The 19,792-nt window shown below is 45.9% G+C and carries 19 protein-coding genes; 10 read left to right on the top strand and 9 right to left on the bottom strand.

From position 1 onward, the window contains the following. Positions 1-15: 15 nt before the first annotated feature. The 5 genes from DC345_RS24870 to DC345_RS24850 form a co-directional block, all read right to left on the bottom strand. On the bottom strand, positions 16-2,418 hold the full coding sequence (locus DC345_RS24870) for an ABC transporter permease (protein WP_113055473.1): 2,403 nt from the start codon (positions 2,416-2,418) through the stop codon (positions 16-18). A 3-nt stretch (positions 2,419-2,421) separates the two neighbouring features. After that, positions 2,422-3,180, bottom strand: a complete 759-nt coding sequence (locus DC345_RS24865; protein ID WP_113055472.1) for an ABC transporter ATP-binding protein — start codon at positions 3,178-3,180, stop codon at positions 2,422-2,424. 121 nt (positions 3,181-3,301) lie between these two features. Continuing rightward, positions 3,302-4,744, bottom strand: a complete 1,443-nt coding sequence (locus tag DC345_RS24860) for a sensor histidine kinase (RefSeq protein ID WP_113055471.1) — start codon at positions 4,742-4,744, stop codon at positions 3,302-3,304. Between the two features lie 21 nt (positions 4,745-4,765). Further along, positions 4,766-5,470, bottom strand: a complete 705-nt coding sequence (locus DC345_RS24855; RefSeq protein WP_113055470.1) for a response regulator transcription factor — start codon at positions 5,468-5,470, stop codon at positions 4,766-4,768. Positions 5,471-5,669: 199 nt separating this feature from the next. After that, positions 5,670-6,488, bottom strand: coding sequence for a helix-turn-helix domain-containing protein (locus DC345_RS24850; protein ID WP_113055469.1), 819 nt, complete (start codon positions 6,486-6,488; stop codon positions 5,670-5,672). Between the two features lie 144 nt (positions 6,489-6,632). On the opposite strand from DC345_RS24850, the gene DC345_RS24845 reads away from it, so the two are divergent. Together DC345_RS24845 and DC345_RS24840 are read left to right on the top strand one after the other, a co-directional pair. Continuing rightward, complete coding sequence (locus DC345_RS24845; RefSeq protein ID WP_113055468.1) at positions 6,633-7,409, top strand: sugar phosphate isomerase/epimerase family protein; 777 nt, start codon at positions 6,633-6,635, stop codon at positions 7,407-7,409. 27 nt (positions 7,410-7,436) lie between these two features. Beyond that, complete coding sequence (locus DC345_RS24840; protein WP_113055467.1) at positions 7,437-8,456, top strand: Gfo/Idh/MocA family protein; 1,020 nt, start codon at positions 7,437-7,439, stop codon at positions 8,454-8,456. A 319-nt stretch (positions 8,457-8,775) separates the two neighbouring features. Here DC345_RS24840 and DC345_RS24835 read toward each other — a convergent pair whose 3' ends face one another. Then, entirely contained in the window at positions 8,776-9,723 is a 948-nt protein-coding gene (locus DC345_RS24835; protein ID WP_113055466.1) for an aldo/keto reductase, read from the bottom strand. 21 nt (positions 9,724-9,744) lie between these two features. Next, positions 9,745-10,749 (bottom strand): Gfo/Idh/MocA family protein, encoded by a 1,005-nt coding sequence (locus DC345_RS24830; protein WP_113055465.1) that lies wholly within the window; start codon positions 10,747-10,749, stop codon positions 9,745-9,747. A 118-nt stretch (positions 10,750-10,867) separates the two neighbouring features. Here DC345_RS24830 and DC345_RS24825 point away from each other — a divergent pair, with 118 nt between their 5' ends. The 3 genes from DC345_RS24825 (at position 10,868) to DC345_RS24815 (ending at position 12,939) form a co-directional block, all read left to right on the top strand. After that, positions 10,868-11,704 (top strand): AraC family transcriptional regulator, encoded by an 837-nt coding sequence (locus DC345_RS24825; protein ID WP_072735596.1) that lies wholly within the window; start codon positions 10,868-10,870, stop codon positions 11,702-11,704. Between the two features lie 109 nt (positions 11,705-11,813). Next, positions 11,814-12,221, top strand: a complete 408-nt coding sequence (locus DC345_RS24820; protein ID WP_076291179.1) for an Rrf2 family transcriptional regulator — start codon at positions 11,814-11,816, stop codon at positions 12,219-12,221. A 268-nt stretch (positions 12,222-12,489) separates the two neighbouring features. Next, positions 12,490-12,939, top strand: a complete 450-nt coding sequence (locus DC345_RS24815) for a nuclear transport factor 2 family protein (RefSeq protein WP_113055464.1) — start codon at positions 12,490-12,492, stop codon at positions 12,937-12,939. 129 nt (positions 12,940-13,068) lie between these two features. Here DC345_RS24815 and DC345_RS24810 read toward each other — a convergent pair whose 3' ends face one another. Beyond that, positions 13,069-14,283 (bottom strand): sugar efflux transporter, encoded by a 1,215-nt coding sequence (locus tag DC345_RS24810; RefSeq protein WP_113055463.1) that lies wholly within the window; start codon positions 14,281-14,283, stop codon positions 13,069-13,071. Positions 14,284-14,485: 202 nt separating this feature from the next. Continuing rightward, positions 14,486-15,862, bottom strand: a complete 1,377-nt coding sequence (locus tag DC345_RS24805; RefSeq protein WP_113055462.1) for an MFS transporter — start codon at positions 15,860-15,862, stop codon at positions 14,486-14,488. A 211-nt stretch (positions 15,863-16,073) separates the two neighbouring features. On the opposite strand from DC345_RS24805, the gene DC345_RS24800 reads away from it, so the two are divergent. From DC345_RS24800 to DC345_RS24780, 5 genes are all read left to right on the top strand, one after another. Then, positions 16,074-16,397, top strand: a complete 324-nt coding sequence (locus tag DC345_RS24800) for an ArsR/SmtB family transcription factor (RefSeq protein ID WP_053780179.1) — start codon at positions 16,074-16,076, stop codon at positions 16,395-16,397. 141 nt (positions 16,398-16,538) lie between these two features. Continuing rightward, on the top strand, positions 16,539-16,727 hold the full coding sequence (locus DC345_RS24795; protein WP_072735590.1) for a hypothetical protein: 189 nt from the start codon (positions 16,539-16,541) through the stop codon (positions 16,725-16,727). Between the two features lie 84 nt (positions 16,728-16,811). Next, complete coding sequence (locus DC345_RS24790; RefSeq protein ID WP_113055461.1) at positions 16,812-17,726, top strand: helix-turn-helix transcriptional regulator; 915 nt, start codon at positions 16,812-16,814, stop codon at positions 17,724-17,726. Positions 17,727-17,756: 30 nt separating this feature from the next. Next, on the top strand, positions 17,757-18,755 hold the full coding sequence (locus DC345_RS24785; RefSeq protein ID WP_258530790.1) for a cysteine peptidase family C39 domain-containing protein: 999 nt from the start codon (positions 17,757-17,759) through the stop codon (positions 18,753-18,755). Between the two features lie 18 nt (positions 18,756-18,773). Then, entirely contained in the window at positions 18,774-19,790 is a 1,017-nt protein-coding gene (locus DC345_RS24780; RefSeq protein ID WP_113055460.1) for a hypothetical protein, read from the top strand. Positions 19,791-19,792: the final 2 nt, after the last annotated feature.

Below are 19,792 nucleotides of genomic sequence, written 5' to 3'. Positions count from 1 at the left end.
ATCTTTTGCCTACGTTTATTCAATAACCAACATACGAGGGGATGCTTCACGAATAACTCTTGATGAGAACCAGGAGCCAAGAGCTGCTGCGCTAATGCTTAGAAAAGCGAACAAAATAATGCCTCCCCAATTTAAAATAAGTGGAAGATATACGATGCCATACCCAGAAAGGACCGTCTCAAGTAGCATAGGTAGTACATACACACCTACTAAGGTACCCAGTACCGCTCCAATGGTGGACAAAATCGTAATTCCCATGGCAACCGACGATCGAATGCGACGAGATGTCATGCCGATGGATTTGTAGATTCCGTACGTTCTGCTTTCTTTGCGGATACTGATCCGGCAGGTACTGAAAATAATAATGAATGTAGCAAGGATAAACAATAACCCAATTAAGCTGATAGGATAGACGAAGATGTCAGCGGCTTCTGCATAGACCGAATCGAGCAGTGTTTTTTGGGTTACGACTGAAGCGGAAGCTTTGAATTGCTCATTTAATTCACCTGCAACCACATCGGCTTGCGCTGGATCTATTAAATTGATGAAAATGGCATCGAAATCACCGTAAGACGGGTTCACCGTTCTCATGGCATCGATGGTAATCCGACCTGATACGGACATGTTGGCGATCGCTTGATAGATCCCGGTGATGATGAAAGTGCGTTTTTTTCCCTCAATGTAAAGTTCCATGAGGTCACCGAGTTCTTTATTTAATGTCTTAGCGACACTTACACCAATGGCAACTTCATTCGCTTGACGAGGATTATCTCCTTTTAGCGTCTCAAACCCAAGCTCCTGATAACTTCCGTCGAGTACACTCAGATATAGGCTGGTGGATTGGCCCTGCATTTCTGATGTAGATTCTGGACTAACTACTCCGGTAATGTTTCCTTGCCACCCTACAGTTCTAATCCTCGAGTCCTTTCCTAACACTTGCTTCAGCTCAGCCTGGGGAAAAGTATTTTTGTTAACAACGACAGCTGCGATATGGGCGTTGTCATAACCCCATTGAGCGGCAGTCTGATAAATTCCAGTAATGCTGGTCAATAGAACATACCCCAGCACCAGTACGGAGGAAGCCATTGTGGTCAGCAGCAGCATCAAAACAGAACTTTTGGTGTTCTTGATCAAATTGCGAATTCCGATGACCACGGTTACAGGCAAACGGGCAAAACCGACCCAATTACCTAATGGCGAATTTATCCGGTTTGTCATGCGAGCATGATCCGTCTCTGACATTCCATAGCGGATGGCTTGAACAGGCTCGATGCTGCGTGTTTTTTTTGCATACAGAATGACAAATAATATTACCAGTGAAAACAGGGACACACCTACTAACATGGCTTCACTAATGCCGTTAATCTCAATATGACGATTGCCTACCTGAAGGGAAGACACGGAGATATTAATGATAAATTTCGATACCACTACGCTCAGTGTGATGCCCGGGAGAATGGCAACAACGGATAGTAAGGAGTACTGCATAACATATGTACATATGGTTCTGTTTGAAGTGAGGCCCAGTGACTTGAGAATGCCGATCGTTTTATAGTTGGCCAGAATAGCATCCGAAATCGTGAATCCGATAGTAATAAGGGCGATTACAAGCATAACAATACCTAGGAATATCATGATGAATCCAATGATTTGGTTGATGATCAGATAGAAAGAGGAGATGCTCTCGAACTCCATCTTGGTTTCCAGGAAAGGAGTTCCCTTCTCGTTCACGTAACGTTCCCAATAGCTTGGATTGGTGCTGTAATCGTCGAAATGGATACCCATCATATAATTGTCTTTACCCGCGATTGAATCGAAATCCGTTTGATAATCTGTGGGATTCATCCACACGCGTGCTGTGTTGGTGAAGGGGGCTCCATATGGCACATCGACCACAATGCCGGATACCTTCAGATCAAGTGTGCTGGAACCTGTCTTGAAGCCTATCGTATCTCCTGCCGAGATACTGTAGGCATTGGCCAATGAAGTCGGAATCCAGACCGTACCTTGCTCAGGAACAGCGCTTGAAGTTCCATATGAAAAAATGAGTTCATCCACATCCCATGGGGGTGGAGGGGTGTCAAGCATGTAAAGATAAACGTTGGGAATATCCGTACCCTTAAGGGCGATGCCTGATAATGTTCGATAGGTCAGTAATGGAGATACTTCGATTCCTTCCTGAGCAGCCCACCATTGATGTACATCGTTGGGATCATTCAACCCTTTCTCAAACGTCAGAATCTGATGAGATCCATTAGCTTGATCATGCATTTCCTTAAATTGATTACCTGTGTTGGTCAGGATGATGACCGCCGTAGATACAAGGAGTGTAGAAAGCAGAATCAGCAGAGCGATAAATAGGTTTTGGATTTTACTTCTGCTCAGGTAAGAGAGGCTCAGTTTCAACATGGCAGCCATAGATTACTCCTTCCCCGACACAAAAGCAAAGACCATCGATTCCCGATCCTGGATCTGATTTTCATCATATTTCTCAAACTCCATAATGCCGCCAACCTTACCATCCCGGATGAAAATAAGCCGATCTGCCCGACAGGCTGCCTTGATATCATGTGTAACCATGACAACAGATTGTCCTTTTCGGTTGATATCGGTCAAGATATCCAACACGGCATTGCCATGTTCATAATTCAAGCTTCCAGTAGGTTCATCGGCAAAGAGGATATCCGGAGAATTGATTAGAGCACGTGCAATGGCAGCCCTTTGCTGCTGACCTCCCGAAGTCTGAGAAGGAAGTCGATTACGCTGACCGTCAATATCCATGGCATTCATTAGTTGAGAGGTTCTTGTTTGTACTTCGTTTTTCTTAGTTCCGGCAATATACCCCGGCAATGCGATATTTTCTTTGATGGAAAGGTCAGGGACCAGATTGATGCTCTGATAGATATATCCGATCCTGCGGATACGGAAGTCGGACATTTTCCGTTCACTGTAGGCGTCAATACGTTGATCCCGAAAATAGACTTCGCCGGCGGTCACATGGTCAAGCCCGCTCATCAGATAGAGTAATGTTGATTTGCCTGAACCGGAATTACCCATGATGACTGTGAAGTCCCCTTCATAAATATCAAGATCGACGTTGCGAATGGCATGATATTGTTCACTGCCCGTATTGTACGTCTTGCACAGATTCTGTGCACGAATGATGGTTTTTTTCGCCACGTATGATCACTCCCGATTGTAATATAGGGTTCATTCTAAAGGAGGGATATTGATGAAGCCTTATCAAATTATGAATAAAGTATTACAGGCACCATATGACCAGACAGGGTCTCTTATTCACTTAGCAGATTGGGAGATTAAACTGAAAGGTTGTCCCCTGTCCTTCTTTGCTTGAAAAGGAGATATGTCCTCCGTGCGCCTCAATAATGCTTTTGCAGATAGACAAACCTAGGCCTGTCCCTTCGTGAGCGTTTCGGTTTGACCAGGAAGTCTGGCCTTTAAAATAACGTTCAAAAACAAAAGGCATGTCCTGTGCACGTATTCCCTGACCTGAATCAGCGATTGTAACGTTGAGTTGGTCGGATTCCAGCTCTACATTTATACGAATGGCGTCTCCCGGAGAAGTATGTTTAAGAGCGTTCGAGACTAGATTGGAAATGACTTGTTCAATTCGAACAGTGTCCATTTGGATTAATACATTAGGAATGTTTTTGGGTGCTTCATAGATCATTCCACTGGTTAGAACAACATGTCCAATCGGTTGTAACATACGCTCAAAGGCGGGGCTGCTATATACTTCATAAGGCTCCACAGAAATCTGCCCCAGCTCCTGCAATGCATGAACAAGCAGGTCCTCGACAAGACGGGCTGTTTTGTCCGTATTGGTCTGCATGACTTTCATATACTCCATCAGAGTTTCTTTATCGGAGCATATTCCTTCCAGAATAGCTTCTATGTAGGCTCTTACTGTTGTAATCGGTGTTTTGATATCGTGAGAAATATTTGTAATGAGTTCTTTTTGCGCAGTTTCCTGCCGGATACGAAGTTCGCTTAAATGCATAATTTCTGTACGCATCAGATCAAACATGGCGTATAGTTCGCTCATCTCATCCATGCGGTTATACTGTATCGGTTCACTATATTTCCCTTTGAGAATGGATTCGGCATGTTGCTTCAACTGATGAATGGGGGAGAGCAGATGTGTCTTAAATTTTCTCTTCATCAACACCAGATAAATGCCAAGAATCAGGGAAGTAATCAAAAGTGTACCCAAAATAAAGAAAGGGAATATCACCGTTTCATTCACCATAACTATTGCCTTAGGAATCGTGAAGAGGGCATTGCCAATCTGGCTTCCTTCGGGACCAGCCATAATAGGGAAAGCGATGTTAAGCGAATCGTTTCCATTCGTGGCCTGTACGGTATGATTCAGATCATAATGCAGGGCTGATCGCAGATTGGCTTGTTTTCCTTCGGAGGTGGGAGAAGAGGATAGCAATATAGTCCCATCCAATCCAACATAGGAAAGCTCAACCCCATTTTCCTTGACGATGGAAAGAAGATGTTCTCGTACTCTTGTTTCCTGCAGGAGATCAATGTTCTGCTCCAAGTTGAGCAGGATGGGGTTAACCCGGAGACGAACTTGCTGGATCGACACTGTAGACTCAGTCGAATTTCGGTTTTCTAGCAGATTAAGAAATAAAACCAGACTGCTTCCGACCAGAATCAACAGGAGGATGAATGTTGTTTTGAGCCATCGTGCGGACCATGTGTTCAGTGACATGTGGCCTCCTCCAAACTTTGCCTATTCATGATTGAATTTGTATCCGACGCCCCAGACGGTCTTCAGAACAACAGGATGGGAAGGGTCCGCCTCAATTTTTTCTCTCAGTCTGCGAATATACACGGTAACCGTATTTTCATCCCCATATGCAGCATATCCCCAGATTGCATCCAGCAATTGAGACTTGGAGAAGACCTGGTTTTTATTGCTCGCCAGATAGTGCAGCAGCTCGAATTCCTTGGCGGAAAGAGAAACCTCGTTACCTTCTAGGGTAACTTTATAGGCTTTCTTGTCAATTTCCAGGTTAGCCAGACGTAGCAGATCTGTTCTGTCCTGCTCGCTCGCTAAAGCTAAACTGTCATATCGTCTAAAGTGGGCATTAATTCGTGCGAGTAATTCACTCAGGGAGAAGGGTTTGGTCATATAGTCATCCGCCCCAAACCCAAGGCCAAGAACCTTGTCTGTATCGCTGCCTCGTGCACTCAATATGAGAATGGGAATGTTGTTTCTCCGCCGAATTTCCCGACATACATCGATCCCGTCGATATCTGGAAGCATGATATCCAGAATAATATAATCCGGCTGCAACATGTCCATCATCTGCAACCCGTCTTGTCCATTGCTGGCCACTGCCGCTTCATACTGATTTTTGGTTAAATAATCTCGCAAAATGCGCGAAATATCATGTTCGTCTTCAATAATTAGGATTTTACGTTTGGTTTCCATTGAAATCTCTCCAAATAGTAGAGTGGTAGAGTATAAGACTAACCTATGTATGAATCTGTAAGAATACTATATTTTAACTATACAGGTTTGTTTTCGTGAAGTCATGGGAACTACAAGAGGTTTTTTTGAAAGAAAGCAGCCGATTGAAAATCAGCTGCTCTCATCATGAAGAAAAAAGAGGATCGAGCCACAACTATATTTATAAATGCTCCAAATCGATGGATTGATGAGCCTGGGATTTGAGATATTCGGCCGGGGACATTCCAAAATGGGATCGGAACACCCTGTGAAAATAGGAATAGCTTGCAAAGCCGCATGTTTCGGCAATATGCTCCAAGGTCATATCACTGTACTTCATACGCTCCAAGGCAGCGTTCAGCCGAATCTCAATCGCATACTGGATCATCGTTTGGCCATAGTGCTCCTTGAACAATCGCACTGCACGAGACAGGCTTAGTCCTGCGTAGCGGGCGGCTTCTTCGAGTTTGAATGTGACGGTGGCATGCTCTTCAATGAATCGTTTTAGCTTCAGTGTCGAGGAAACAGAACGATCCGTCTGGATATTCTCCTTGATGGCTCGATCGATATACAGACACAAACCGCGCAGCAGTGCATCACTCAGTTCTATATTTTCCTCCAGCGGACCACGGCGTTTCTCCAGGAGCATATTGCGCCAGAGGCTGACCAATTTATCATCCAGCCCAATGTGGCTCACAGTAGATCGATGGTGACGCTTCCACCAGCTATCAATCCATTCCCCTTCACAGAACAAATAATAGTCTCCGCTGGATAACCTGCCCTCCTTATGAGGTTCTTCTACCACGAGGTGATAGTCGTCTCCGGGTTTAAGCAGTAGTAAATCGCCGCCAATCATCTTAAATTCTTCATCCTGCACATATACCTTGCAAGAGCCTTCGGTTTGCAGACGGAACAGATAAGTCTGCAATTCGCCCTTCATATTATGGTTAAACGCCTTATAGTGATAGGAATAGTCACAGATCAGTACTGAGGTTTCCAAAAGATGTAATCCTCCAAATTTAAAAATTTGATCAGATAGTTCATGTTCTGACGATATTGTATATGTTCATTCTAGCCTGTTTTGCGTTAGGATGATACCAGATAGAGCAATGAAAGCAAATTTGAGAGCAGAGGTGCATCTATTATGAAAAAACTTAATATTGGTTTGCAATTGTTTACACTCCGTGATGAAACTGCAGCAGATTTCCGTGGAACTTTGCGCAAGGTAGCAGAGCTTGGTTATGAAGGTGTCGAATTCGCCGGATATGGTGACATTCCTGCCGAAGAAATGAAAGCGCTATTGGATGAGCTTGGACTGAAAGGTTTCAGCAGCCACGTTTCATTGCATGCTATGCGTGAAAATCTGCAACAACAAATCGACTACCTCAAAACTATTGGGGCTCAATATATGATCTGCCCTTACCTGATGCCTGAAGATCGTCCAGAGAATGCAGAAGGCTGGACCAAACTGTTCAACGAATTGCAACAATATGGTGCAGAAGCGACTAAACAGGGTCTGATCTTCGGTTATCATAACCATGATTTCGAATTCCACGGTCAGGTTGGCGACGAAAATGCCTTTGATGCAATGTTTGTTCAAACGACGCCTGAAGCGGTTCAAGTGGAAATGGACGTATGTTGGGTACAATTTGCCGGACAAAATCCGATTGAGTACATCAACAAATACGCAGGTCGTCTGCCGTTGCTTCATTTGAAAGACTTCAGCAAAGACGAACAGGGCCAGATGAAGACACTGGAACTGGGACAAGGTTCCGTTGATCTGCCAGCTGTTATTGAAGCGGCTACAAGTGCAGGTGTAGAATGGCTGATCGTGGAACAGGACGTTTGCCAGAATCCACCGCTTGAAAGCGTAGCCAACAGCCATAACTGGCTGAAGCAGAATTACTTGAACCAATTCTAATTTATTTGTCAAAGGAGACATTTGTACATGAGTAAAATTAAAGTTGCTGTATTCGGCTGTGGAGCCATTGCCGAGCGCAGACATATTCCAGAATACGCTGCCAATGAGAACGTAGAACTTGTCGCTTTTGCCGATCCGATCGTGGAGCGTGCGGAGAAGATGGCCGAAACTTACGGCGGTAAAGCTTACTCCAGCTACGAAGAATTGCTTGCAAGCGAAGAAGTGGATGCAGTCAGCGTTTGTACGCCGAACTACCTGCATGCATCGATGGCCATTGCTGCTGCGAATGCCGGCAAACATGTACTAGTGGAAAAACCGATGGCGGTTACAACCGAAGAAGGCGAGCAAATGATTGAAGCTGCCAAGAAAAACGGTGTGTATCTGATGGTTGGACACAACCAGCGCTTGATGCCTCCACACGTGAAAGCCAAAGAAATTTTGGATTCCGGCAAACTGGGTAAAGTCCTGAATTTCCGTACTTCCTTTGGTCATCCGGGTCCGGAAGGCTGGAGCGTAGACGGTGCAGAAAGCTGGTTCTTTCGCAAAGAAGAAGCAATTATGGGAGCCATGGGTGACCTTGGTGTGCACAAGTCGGACTTTATCCGTTATTTGCTGGATGATGAAGTGTCCGAAGTGGCTGGTTTCATCAGCACACTGCATAAGGAAAATACCAAAGTGGACGATAACGCAACTTGCCTGCTTCGCATGAAGAGCGGTGCAATTGGTACACTGGTAGCGAGCTGGACACAATACAGAGCAGGAGATAACAGTACGGTTCTGTGGTGTGAAAACGGTGTGATGAAGATCGGAACGGTAGAAGGCGACGAGGTTATCGTTGAGCTGACTAACGGTACGGTTGAGACATACAAAGTTGGCGCAATGGCTACCAACGAGAAACAAGTACCAAGCGGCGTTATTGATGCTTTTGTAGAATCAATTGTAACGCAAACACCTCCAAGCATTTCCGGCGAAGAAGGTCTGCGTTCCCTGCAAGTGATTCTGGCAGCGTTCGAATCTGAGAAAACGGGTCAGATCGTGAAGCTGTAATCGTAACGATATCATTATCATTAATTTAATTAGTGTGACTATCTCATATTAAAAAGGGGCTTACCTCCAGAGAAATATTTCTGGCGGGTAGTCTCTTTTTATTACTTTTTTCATGACAATCAGCTATACGTAACAGAGGACAGCGGAACCCGGTGTTTGGCGATATGCGGGGCACAACGAGCGACGATTTGTTGTTTTGCAGCATGTTATTATGTTTGAACGGTTAACTGGCATTCCAAAAAGGACTGACCACTCCGCTACATCGCGGAAGAGTCAGTCCCTTAATCTTTAAGCTTGATTCAAAACGTATATGTCCGTATTAGATGCTAGGCTTCACATCACTGCCGAGATCCAGCCATGCGACTTCTTCAGGAGATAGGGTGATACGTGATCCTTCGTCACAGGAGAGCAATTCTGCCTGATTCTGGGCACCTATCAACGCACAGGTTGGAAACGGCTGATTCAATACATAAGCGAGAGCAATCTGGATGGGGGAAGTCTTTTTCGACTCGGCCAGCTGTTCAGCACGGTGCAACCGTTCCCAGTTGCCGTCACTGTAAAACACACGAACCAGATCTTCATTGTCCCGAACTTCAGGTGTGAAACGTCCAGTAAAGAATCCACGGGCTTGGGATGACCAGGAGAGCAATGGAAGCTTAGTGCGTTCATGCCATGCCAGTGTTTCTTCGTCTGCCGATACACAGCCTGCCCAGAACGGTTCGTTCGCTTTGGCAAGACTGAGATTCGGACTGCTGAAAGTGAAACCTTTCAGACCATTGGCAGCTGCATATGCATTAGCTTCTTCTAGCCGCTGCCAAGTCCAGTTGGAGGCGCCGATCGCGCCGATTTTGCCGGATTCAATATGTTCATTCAACGCTTCGAGAATCGCGCCAACAGGGATGTTTGGATCATCCCGATGCAGAGCATAGAGCTCCACATGTTCCGTTTGCAGCCGCTCCAGACTGGTAAGAAGGTCACTACGGATAGCATCAGCATTAACACGTGGGCCGTTCTGGTCATGATGCGCACCCTTGGTCAAAATAACAATCTCGTTACGGTTACCACGTTCCTGCATATAACGTCCGAGCACTTCTTCACTCTGCCCGCCACAATAAATATGTGCGGAGTCAACGGTATTACCGCCAATCGCCAGGAATGCATCCATGTTCGTAGCTGCTTTCTCATAGGAATCATGGTAAAAATAATCAGTTCCTTTAATCAATCGGGAGATAGGTTTTCCTGCACCAGCAATTTCAATGTATTCCATAATTCAGTTCATCCTCTCTTCTTATAGTGTAATACGTGTACGTTCTTCTGCTGAACGAAGACAAGCTTCGAGTACTTTCATATTGGCTATAGCATCGGATGGATCGAAACGCAGAGCCTTACCTTGAAGCACAGCCCGTGCCATATCGTCGCCCTGGAGGGAGTAGTGATTCACCTGTGGGACTTCAATCTCCTTACGCTCACCGTCAACAGTTACGAAGAAGTTGGAGCTGCGATCCCGATTGCTGATAAAGGCAGAAGGAACCTCAATGATGCCATCCGATCCAAGTACCTCCAGTGTGTTGCGGAAGGCTGCCCACATGCTGCTGTCAAAGGTGACGCCAATATGATTGTCGAACTCAAGCAAGCCGGAAGCCATCATATCCACATGACCATGCTCAGGGGAGAACATGCCAATGACGGTTGCCGCCGAAGGCTCTTGGCCAAGCAGCAAGCGTGCAGCACTGATGGAATAACAGCCGATATCATACAGCGCACCGCCGCCCCAATCACGCCGAAAGCGAACATTACCTGTTGAGCCTGAACTGTTGAACGAAAATGTACTATGAATGCCGCGGATCTCACCAATTTCTCCGCTGGCGATAATATCCTTAATCTGATCATATCGTGGATGGTGTCGGTACATGAGAGCTTCAGCGAGATGCACACCAGCGTCTTCGCAGGCTTGCACCATTTCCTGAGCTTCCTGCTCCGTCAGTGCCAACGGTTTCTCACACAAAATATGTTTACCAGCTTCTGCGGCGCGGAGTGTCCACTCCCGGTGCAGATGGTTCGGAAGCGGAATGTAGACCGCATCAATGGAATCGTCAGCAAGCAAAGCTTCATAGCTGCCATAAGCTTGAGCAATGCCGAGTTTGTCAGCAGTTTGTTTTGCTTTTTCTTCATCTCGACTAGCAATGGCAGTCACTTCATTCAACTCGGATTGCTGCAAACCTGGAATAACGGATCCTACGGCAATGCTAGCGCTACCAAGAATTCCCCAGCGCAGTTTTCGATCTGAATTCATTTGTTGTTTCCTCCTATGAATGAATGTATATTGTGATTATAAGTAATAGATGGATGAATGAAAATGATAATATATTGAAATGAGTTAACACAATATTGTTTAGAAAAGAGAATGGGCCATGATGAGACAGACTGTACTGCTAACCTTGCAGGATATTCCATATTTTTGTTATCCAGAATCTGTTGGACTTTATGTTGACCACCCTGAGCACACCGTATTACGTGAGGCTGGCGCACTTAACAACTTCAATATTCACTACGTTGCTGCGGGCAAGGGGTACGTGGAAGTGGAGGGAGTAGTGCATGAGCTACGTGCGGGTCAGGCTGTACTGTACTTCCCACTGCAGCGGCAGCATTACTACAGCAGCGAAGATGATCCATGGGATGTGCGTTGGGTTCATTTTTACGGTGAACGCCTGCATGATTATATGATTGAGCGGGGGTTGCACCGCAATCTGTTGTGGACGCTGCGTCAGCAGGCGCCATGGGAAGAAGCGCATATGGCCCTACTAAATGAAGCCGAGCAGAACCGGATGCTGCGTCCTGCCCAACTATCTACCCTGACCTACGCTGTGCTGGCTGAGTTCGTGCAGCATGCGGTTCCATTGAAAAGCACACGCACAAGCAAGGCTGAGAGTCGTATCCTTGGACTGCTTCCACAGATGCAGCAGGAGGCATGCCAACCGTTTTTGTTGCAGGATTGGGCGGATATGGCGGGTGTAAGTTCATATTACTTTTGCAAAATGTTTAAAAGTGCTGTGGAGATGACCCCGATGGAATTTATAACTCGTTCACGGTTGCAGATGGCAAAGCAATGGCTTCTGGAACGCCCGACGGCCAACATTGGACAGATCGCAGAGGAGGCGGGGTATCCCAATGCCAGTTATTTTAACCGCCAGTTTTTAGCCCATGAAGGCATGACTCCGACGGATTATCGGGGGCTTTACCACAGTTAAATGTAATGATGTCCGTTTGTTTGATTCTGCGGGAATCTTCAACGTTTGACAGAGCGTTCAATCAAGTCTATTATAGATAAATTAAATCCGTATATAATGAGGTGCCCTCATGAAATATTCGAAAGCTACAAACTATGCCCTCCACACCATGCTTTTTCTGGTTGCGACCGAACCGGAGCAACTGGTCAGTGTACATCAATTAGCTGAGATGCAAAAAGTATCTCCAACCTATTTGTCTAAAATATTGACCAAGCTGGTCAAAGCCGGCATGATCGAATCGACTTCGGGTGCCAATGGTGGTTATCGGCTTAGCCGGAAGAATCCGGATCCTTCATTTCTGGAGATTATCCATGCCATTGAGGGACAGGCTTCCCTGTTCGAATGCTCGCAGGATCATAATGAAGGCTGCCTGATTCAGCAGGTGATGGTCCGTGCGGAAGAAGAGATGGAGAGTTATTTGCACAATAAAAAAATGTCTGAGCTGGCTGCTCAAATGAAAGCTGCACATTCCGTATAACCTGAATCGGAGGTCCAGTTGATCCTATCGCTGCGCCCGTTGAAGCGCGAATTATAAAAAAATCCTTCTCTCCCCGTTTAAGGGAGTTGGAGGGTTTTTTTTGCTGTGCATGGATGAGGATTGATCCGAGTGCTTCAACGATAGGGAAGATAGTTAATATACAAACGTATAATATGCCATTGTACCTAATATAAGTGGAATGGTACAATAAGGAAGAAAATTATTAATACATATTTGCTTACATCTTAGATTTCTGGAGGGACAACACATGAGCCAATCAACCATTACAGAACTGGAACAACTGCTTGCACTGGAAAACATTCGGAACACCAAAGCGCGCTATTGCCGTTATATTGATACGAAGCAGTGGGATACATTAGGTGAAGTGTTCGCTCCGGATGCCGTAGCTGATTTCAGTACAGAAGGCAATCCAATCCCGGTATTGACAGGTCGGGACACCATCGTTCAAGTATTCCGGGATTTGGTGGATGTTGCCGTAACTGTGCATCATGTACATAGCGCTGAAGTTGAATTTGTATCCGAGAATGAAGCCAAAGTCATCTCTCCAATGGAAGATTGGGTGACGTTCCCTGAAGGCAAAGACAATAAATCCTTTCATGGATTTGGACATTACCATGAAACGTTTGTCAAAATCGATGGTCAATGGCTCATCCAGCATACTAGCCTGAAGCGTCTTCGTCTGGATCTATTTGAATAGTGTTTGTATTCACATAAAAGAATATTGAAACGATGATAAACAAACCCCCAAGAGCGCTATAGCTGCGTCCTCTTGGGGGTTTGTTTTGTTCAAGCTTTTACGTTCACTCAGTCTTGCATGCGGATTTGCTTAGAGTGAAAGGGTCTGACGTTTTTCTTTTGATAATTGTTGTGTGACAACAAGCATACCTAATGAAATCAGAACAAGGATTAGACATACCCAATAGGAATTCCGATACCCCCACACTCCGGCTGTCCATCCCCCGACCAGACTACCAAATAATCTTCCCAACGTGGAGGCATTGGAATAGAGAGTTGACGCATAGCCGGGCATGGACGGAAGCAGATCCTGCATGTAACTGATTCCGATAGCAGAGATAACGGCAACAAAGAATGCGAGCAATAGTTGTCCGGCCAGCAAGTGCCACAGTTCCGTAGAGAACAAAACTATTACATAATAAGCGGCACCCATAAGGGAACCCCATAACATGAGTGAGCGGTTGGGGTATTTTGAGGCGAGCAGACCCAAACCTAGCATAATCGGAATTTCAAGCCCCGCGCATAAACTGGAGATCCAGCCAACTTCCCGGGTTCCCCCGCCCAGATGGTGAATAATGAACAGAGAAGCATTCAGGTTATTCATCCAATGTGCCATATACAGAAGTGTGGTAATGAGAAAAGGCATATAGATTCTTGCATCCTGATGTAATTTCATGTGTATGCTACCCGAGGATGCACGAATGGAAGAAGGCTCGGGAGCTTTTTTTAACAGAAAGAAAAATAATACCGCATTGATCAGAAAAATAAAACACGTTGAACTGAAAATGCCGATGTACCCAATATACGCAATCAGTAAAGTTCCGATTAAAGGTCCCGTAATAAACCCCAATGAAAATGCGGAGCGCAGGGTTGAATTGGCCACAGCATGATCGACATCTGTTGCGGAATTAACCGCTTCTCTTGCAGCTGCGAACAATTGTGGCATGGCGGGAGATCCGAGTGCAGTCATTATCGTCATATAAATAAATAATAAAGTGAAATCGTGAATCCACAGATACCCTGCAAAAGCAAGAGCGTTGCAAATCATGGCAGACACCAGAATTTTTTTGCGAGCCCCGGGTTGATCCGATCGTCTGGCGATCCAGGAACTGAACAGCACACCCGCCATAAGTGTTACAGCAGTGAATAATCCGAATGTTGCAATGGATACTTCGAGGCGGGTTGTAAAGTAGACCGCAAGAAAGGGCGCGCTGATTGAAATAGCCATACCTTGCAACAACATACAAACGAGGAACAGCCGGTATGTAGGGATACGAAATAGTGAATTAAACTGTTGAAGCTTCATGTGCGAAAGACATCCCCTTGATTTTATCATTTTCAAAAAAATCTATACGATCTGTTTATAATATAAGAATAACAGAGATAAAGTAATACGTATTCATATCTTATAGTCTAATAACAAACAAAAAAGCCAGAGATCAGACCCTATCGGTCCAATCCTGGCTTTCTTATAGAATTTATTATAAGTAAGAACCTGTATAACCTGCTTAATGTGAAGCGACAGTTTCCTTCCGTGCCTGCATTCTCAGATACACCTGGGAAAAAACAATGGATGCCAGAGCAACCACAGTCATACCCCAGAAAATATTAGTGTACGCCGAGGCTAATGGCAATTGCTGCATGGCTGTCAATGCGACACCAGTTACGGCAACACTAAATGCTCCGCTGAAGAACTGGCTAAGCTGGAATAGTCCCATGCCAGCACCAACCTGATCCATCGTCAGATTGCCCGACAACTCATTGGATACACTCGTTGTTAGTGCAGAGAAGCCTACGCTAAGTAGAATGTATACAGCCATAATGGCATAGATGCTGTCGTCTGCAAAAAGAGCAAACAATCCAGCAGCAGCGAGCAGTAACCATGGTGCGAACTTGAGCAGTTGTGTATTGCCGTGCCGGTCAATCATGCGGCCAATTCGATTGGATAACAGCATGGATACAATTGCACCCGGGAAGATGACGAGCCCGGACTGGGCCGGAGTCAGGCCATACAGATGTGCCAGAACTTGCGGCAGCAGGAACAGCGTCGAGAAATTGTTAATATACGATACAATCCCCAGTGAGCTGAGCATCATATATTTTTTGTTTTTGAACAGAGCTGGTTGTACAAAGGGATCAGCCGCACGGCGAATTCGTAACCAGAACAGGACGAGTGCAGCCGCACCAACAACGAGGGTTACCCATTCACGTGAAGTCAGGAATAGCAGGACGCCGGTTGTTCCGATCGCCAGTAACAGCGCGCCTAGCAAGTCGAATGAACCCTTTTGCGGCATCTCACTTGGAAGCAGTTTGAAAAATACAGGGATCAGAAACAAGGTTAGTCCGGTAACGATAAACAGATCATGCCATCCGAGAAACTGTGTAATACTACCGCCGATCACAGGTCCAAGTCCAAGACCCAGTGAGCTGGCCGACATGACAACAGCCATGGATTTACCCCGGCGGTCACTTGGAATGTAACGAGTAATAAGAACGATAGCCAGCCCTGGTACAGAAGCTGCACCCGCGGCCTGAATCAGACGTGCAATGAGCAGAAGGATAAAATGGTTACTGAAGAAACCAAGAACGGATGCTGCACCAAGCAGTGTAAGACCGGTCGTAAACAGGGTGCGAATCGGAACAAAATCCGATAGACGTGAGAACGTGATCGAGGAAATAGCAAAAACGATGGAATAGCCGGTGACAATCCAGGAAGAAGAGACAGATGAGAGCATAAATTCAGCTGCAATTTTGGGCAGGGCCAGATTGAACATCATCGTATTCATAACGACAAGGACAACCGTGAAACCAAGCAGACTTACGATTAACCCTTCCTGTATTCCTGCTGTCCGTTCCCCAGATGATGCAGTTGCGGTGTTGTTCATAAAAACCTCCTAGATTGATGTGCATTTCGCAATATTTCAGAAATGGTGTGTAACATTTGCAAAATGTGGTATAGAGTGAATCCCATGCCTGACAGCAGGGGATACATAAACGAAATAGGTTTGTAAGTTCGATTGGTATCGAACATTAGAAATATATCATGGAACTATGCTAAAATACAATGGATAGTCTGAAAAAAAGGAGACTTCAACGATGAAAATTTTACACCATCCCCAAGTGGAGGATATTGAACTTTCTTCCGTTTTGTACGCTTTAAGTGATCCCATCCGTCTTGGGATTGTAACGGAAGCGGCCAGAAATGGTGAGCAGCCATGCAGTCATTTTCGTGCACCTGTTGTGAAATCCACGATGTCACACCATATTCGGACCCTGCGGGAAGCCGGAGTCATTCGGGTGAGAGTACAAGGTACACAGCATTTCCTGACGCTAAGATCTGAGGATCTGGAAGTGCGTTTTCCTGGTCTGTTACAGCCTTTGTTACAAGCGGCAGCTCAGTCCGAAATACATGATTCCTAAATAATGTCCTTTCTTCAAGTTGAAGAGGGGACATTTTTTTATGTTTGGCCTGTTCCATACTGCTGCGACATTCTATGTCGTACCATGCCCCCTATAATAACGGTGAACACACAAACCATATCGAAAAGAGGTTCACAAACGTTGGCAAAAACAAAAAGAGGACGCGTCCTGTGGAATCTACCATCCCGAGGAAGAGGAACATGCCCGGTGTGCAGCAGCACCCGGATTAAATTGTTGTATTCGCAAACGAAAACAGATGGTACGAGTCTGAAAGTATGCAAGAAATGCTCCAAAGCCGTGCAGTCCAGAGTGGACAAAGTAACCGTATAACATAACAGGCCTGTTCTTCGGAACGGGCCATGTCTTTTGGTATAATACAATTACTAAATACGGAACGAGCCAGGGGGCGGGGAAATGAGCAATATGCATCGTATTCATTGGTTTGACGAGCAGATTCGGAGTGGACGTTTTCCGAACAGCAGCTGGCTGGCACGTGAATTTGAAATATCCCGGCGCCAAGCCCAGCGTGATATTGAATATATGGCGATTTCTCTACGTGCCCCCCTGGTGTATATAGCAAAATATCGGGGGTATTGTTACGAGGATCAGACCTACCGGCTGCCCCATTTATATATGACGGAAGAAGAACAGCAGGTGCTTAAGTATCTGGCACATCGTTACAGGCATTACAATTATGATCAGTCGGATGCGGTGAAGCGTGTGGCGCATTTGCTGGAGCGTTTTACGCTTGAGAAACAGCAGACGGGGAGCAGTCAGCTTCCTGTGTTTAAAGCAGATCCGCAACAGCTTCAGTCCTTTGAGATTTTGTCCCATGCGATTGCCGAATCCCGCAAAGTACATATCCATTACAAAGATCATGCCGGAGAAAGGCAATTTACCTGGTGCCCATTGAAGATGGTGTCCCAGTTCAACGCCGATTATGTCGTTGGCTATGAATTCGACCCTTTACAGCAAACGGCTATCCGGCTGGAGGGCATGATTCATGTGCAGATGACGAACGATACGTTTCAGTGTCAGACAGACGGTTTGCTGGGGGGATGGGAAGAGTCGATGCCTGTCCGTAAACCGTTTGTCGCTAAGATAAGAATGAGAGAAGTGCAGCACACAGAGCTGTGGCAAGGATATCGGATTCGGGAGAATCAAGATCAGGTCCACTGGATTGAATTTTATGATACGGAGGCGTTCTTACAGCATTTGTTCGTTACCGAGTGGGAGGAACTGTTGTCTCCAACGTGGCTTAGACGAAAGCTCCAGCAAAGTGCTGAAGGAATAATCGACAGGCTTGCAATGAGCTCAAGGCAAACCTGAATTGGAACAACCATAGAGAGGAGATTTTTTTTGACTGAAGTTGCGTTAGACAACCTGATCATGAAGCGGGAGTCCAAATCGTATGTGGATAGCCTACACGCTGTATTGACCCATGCGGGTCTGTTTCAGGGTTCCAAGTATGTGCTCGCTGGATATACGGGTATGGCATTCAAACTTTCAGTGCATCGCAGACTGCTGCCCATGTCCGTTACAGCCTATGGTCAATGGGGAGAATCTCATCGCCCTGGGATCGATAACTTGGGGATATTCACGATCTGGGATGGGGGGCGGACACGTCATCCCACATTCGGGTATTACCAGAGGGATGCGGTAAATTGGGTGAAGCGCAGTCTGGATGGGGGCGTAGGAGTTATCTACTGGATTCCGGAATTTGGTGTTATTCATGGGTATGATGACAGTGATCGCATCTTTTATGTGCAAGATGGCTGGAGCAAGGAACCACAGATTATGCTGTATGACAATTTCGGATTAAACTTCACCGGGTTCTGGTACTGTCAGGTCTTTGGTGATCAGGTACATATCCCTGAACAAGAGATGCTGTTGGAATCATTGAGATTGGCGATTGAGGATTGGGATATCCCTTATCGTCTACTGCCTGATCGGAATATCGTTTCGGGCAGAATGGCGTATGATGTGTGGGTAGAGGCCCTTCGGAGTGGAGATTACGATGAATCGGGTGCTGTGTATATTTTGCAATCCTATTGCCAGTCCCGAACTGAAATTCAGTTGTATTTGCAGGATGCGCGGGGGATATGGACCGAGCTGGACCAAGCCCATGCGTGTTATGAACAGCTTGGAGCACTGATTATTCAGATGAAGGGATGCATGATTCAGGAACATAACAGATGGATTATGCAGGCAGACACCACAGAGAAGCTGGCACAGATTTTATTGGAAGCGAAAGCATTGGAAGAGCAGGCTGTTGATTATTTTCGTTTGATATCCCTAAAGTATCCAGATCGTAAACGTACCACTGTGCCACGTTGGGGAGCACATTCGGCAAGGTAGGGGAGGGAGGATAAGGTGATGGGGAGTAAAACTCTGCCGGAGTTGATTCGTTTTGCACAGACTCAGAATTTGGCGGATGAACAACTATACTGGAGCGGCGCAGGCTCGTACCTCGATGCGATGTATCGTATTCTAATACACAAGCAGTGGACGAATTTACCGCGTCACATGATTGCGGGCATGACTGCAAATGTGTTTCGTCTGGTGGTAGATCGGCGTCTAACGACAGAATCGATCTCGGCGTACAATTGGATGGCCGAGAACTTTGTAGCTGCTGATTTCATTGGTGTGACAGCGAGTCAGTCAGGGGGATTTTCGTTCGTGCCAACCTTTCCGCTCTATCAGAAGCAGGCCCTGCTGGATATCAAGGCTTCCATTGACCGGGGTGTAGGTGCTATTCTGTGGCATGATCAGTTTGTTATTTGTGCTGGATATGATGATGGGGAGCAGGTGCTGTTCATTTGTGAGAGTCAAGAAAATGAAGTCATTCGTCTGCCCTATGATTCTTTTGGTCGAAACAGTACACCATACTGGTACTATCAGGTTCTTGAATCTCATACAACCGTAGACATATGGGAAGTGTGCAAAGAATCATTAATTCAGGCTGTGTACAAATGGGAAACCCATGACTATATGCTGCCTCCTCAGGATTACGCATGTGGACCCGCTGCTTATGCAGCCATTGCTGATGCCCTACAATCTGATGCATATGAAACCGATCAAGCTGCCATGGTTCTGCGCTATTATGCTAATTCAAGAAAGGATATGGCCTCCTATGTTGGAGAGCTTAAGCATTTGTCCAATCAGATGAATCAAGTGGTACAGGAGTATGCGTTACTTGCAGACCTATATGCTCAGATGATGGAGAAGGTTAAGGATTCAACAGCGTGGGATGCGAAAGAACCGGGGCATGTGCAAAAGGTGATCTGTCTGATCGAGCAAGCAGGGGAAACGGAACAGCGTGCCATCGATGCCATTAAGCAGGCATTCCCAGAGACGATTGGCAATCGTTTTGAGGATATTGGATTAAGATGAAT

The sequence above is a fragment of the Paenibacillus taichungensis genome (assembly GCF_003287275.1).
Taxonomy (GTDB): Bacteria; Bacillota; Bacilli; order Paenibacillales; family Paenibacillaceae; genus Paenibacillus; species Paenibacillus taichungensis_A.
Note: the sequence above shows the minus strand (reverse complement) of the source record. Positions and strands in the feature narration are given on the sequence as shown.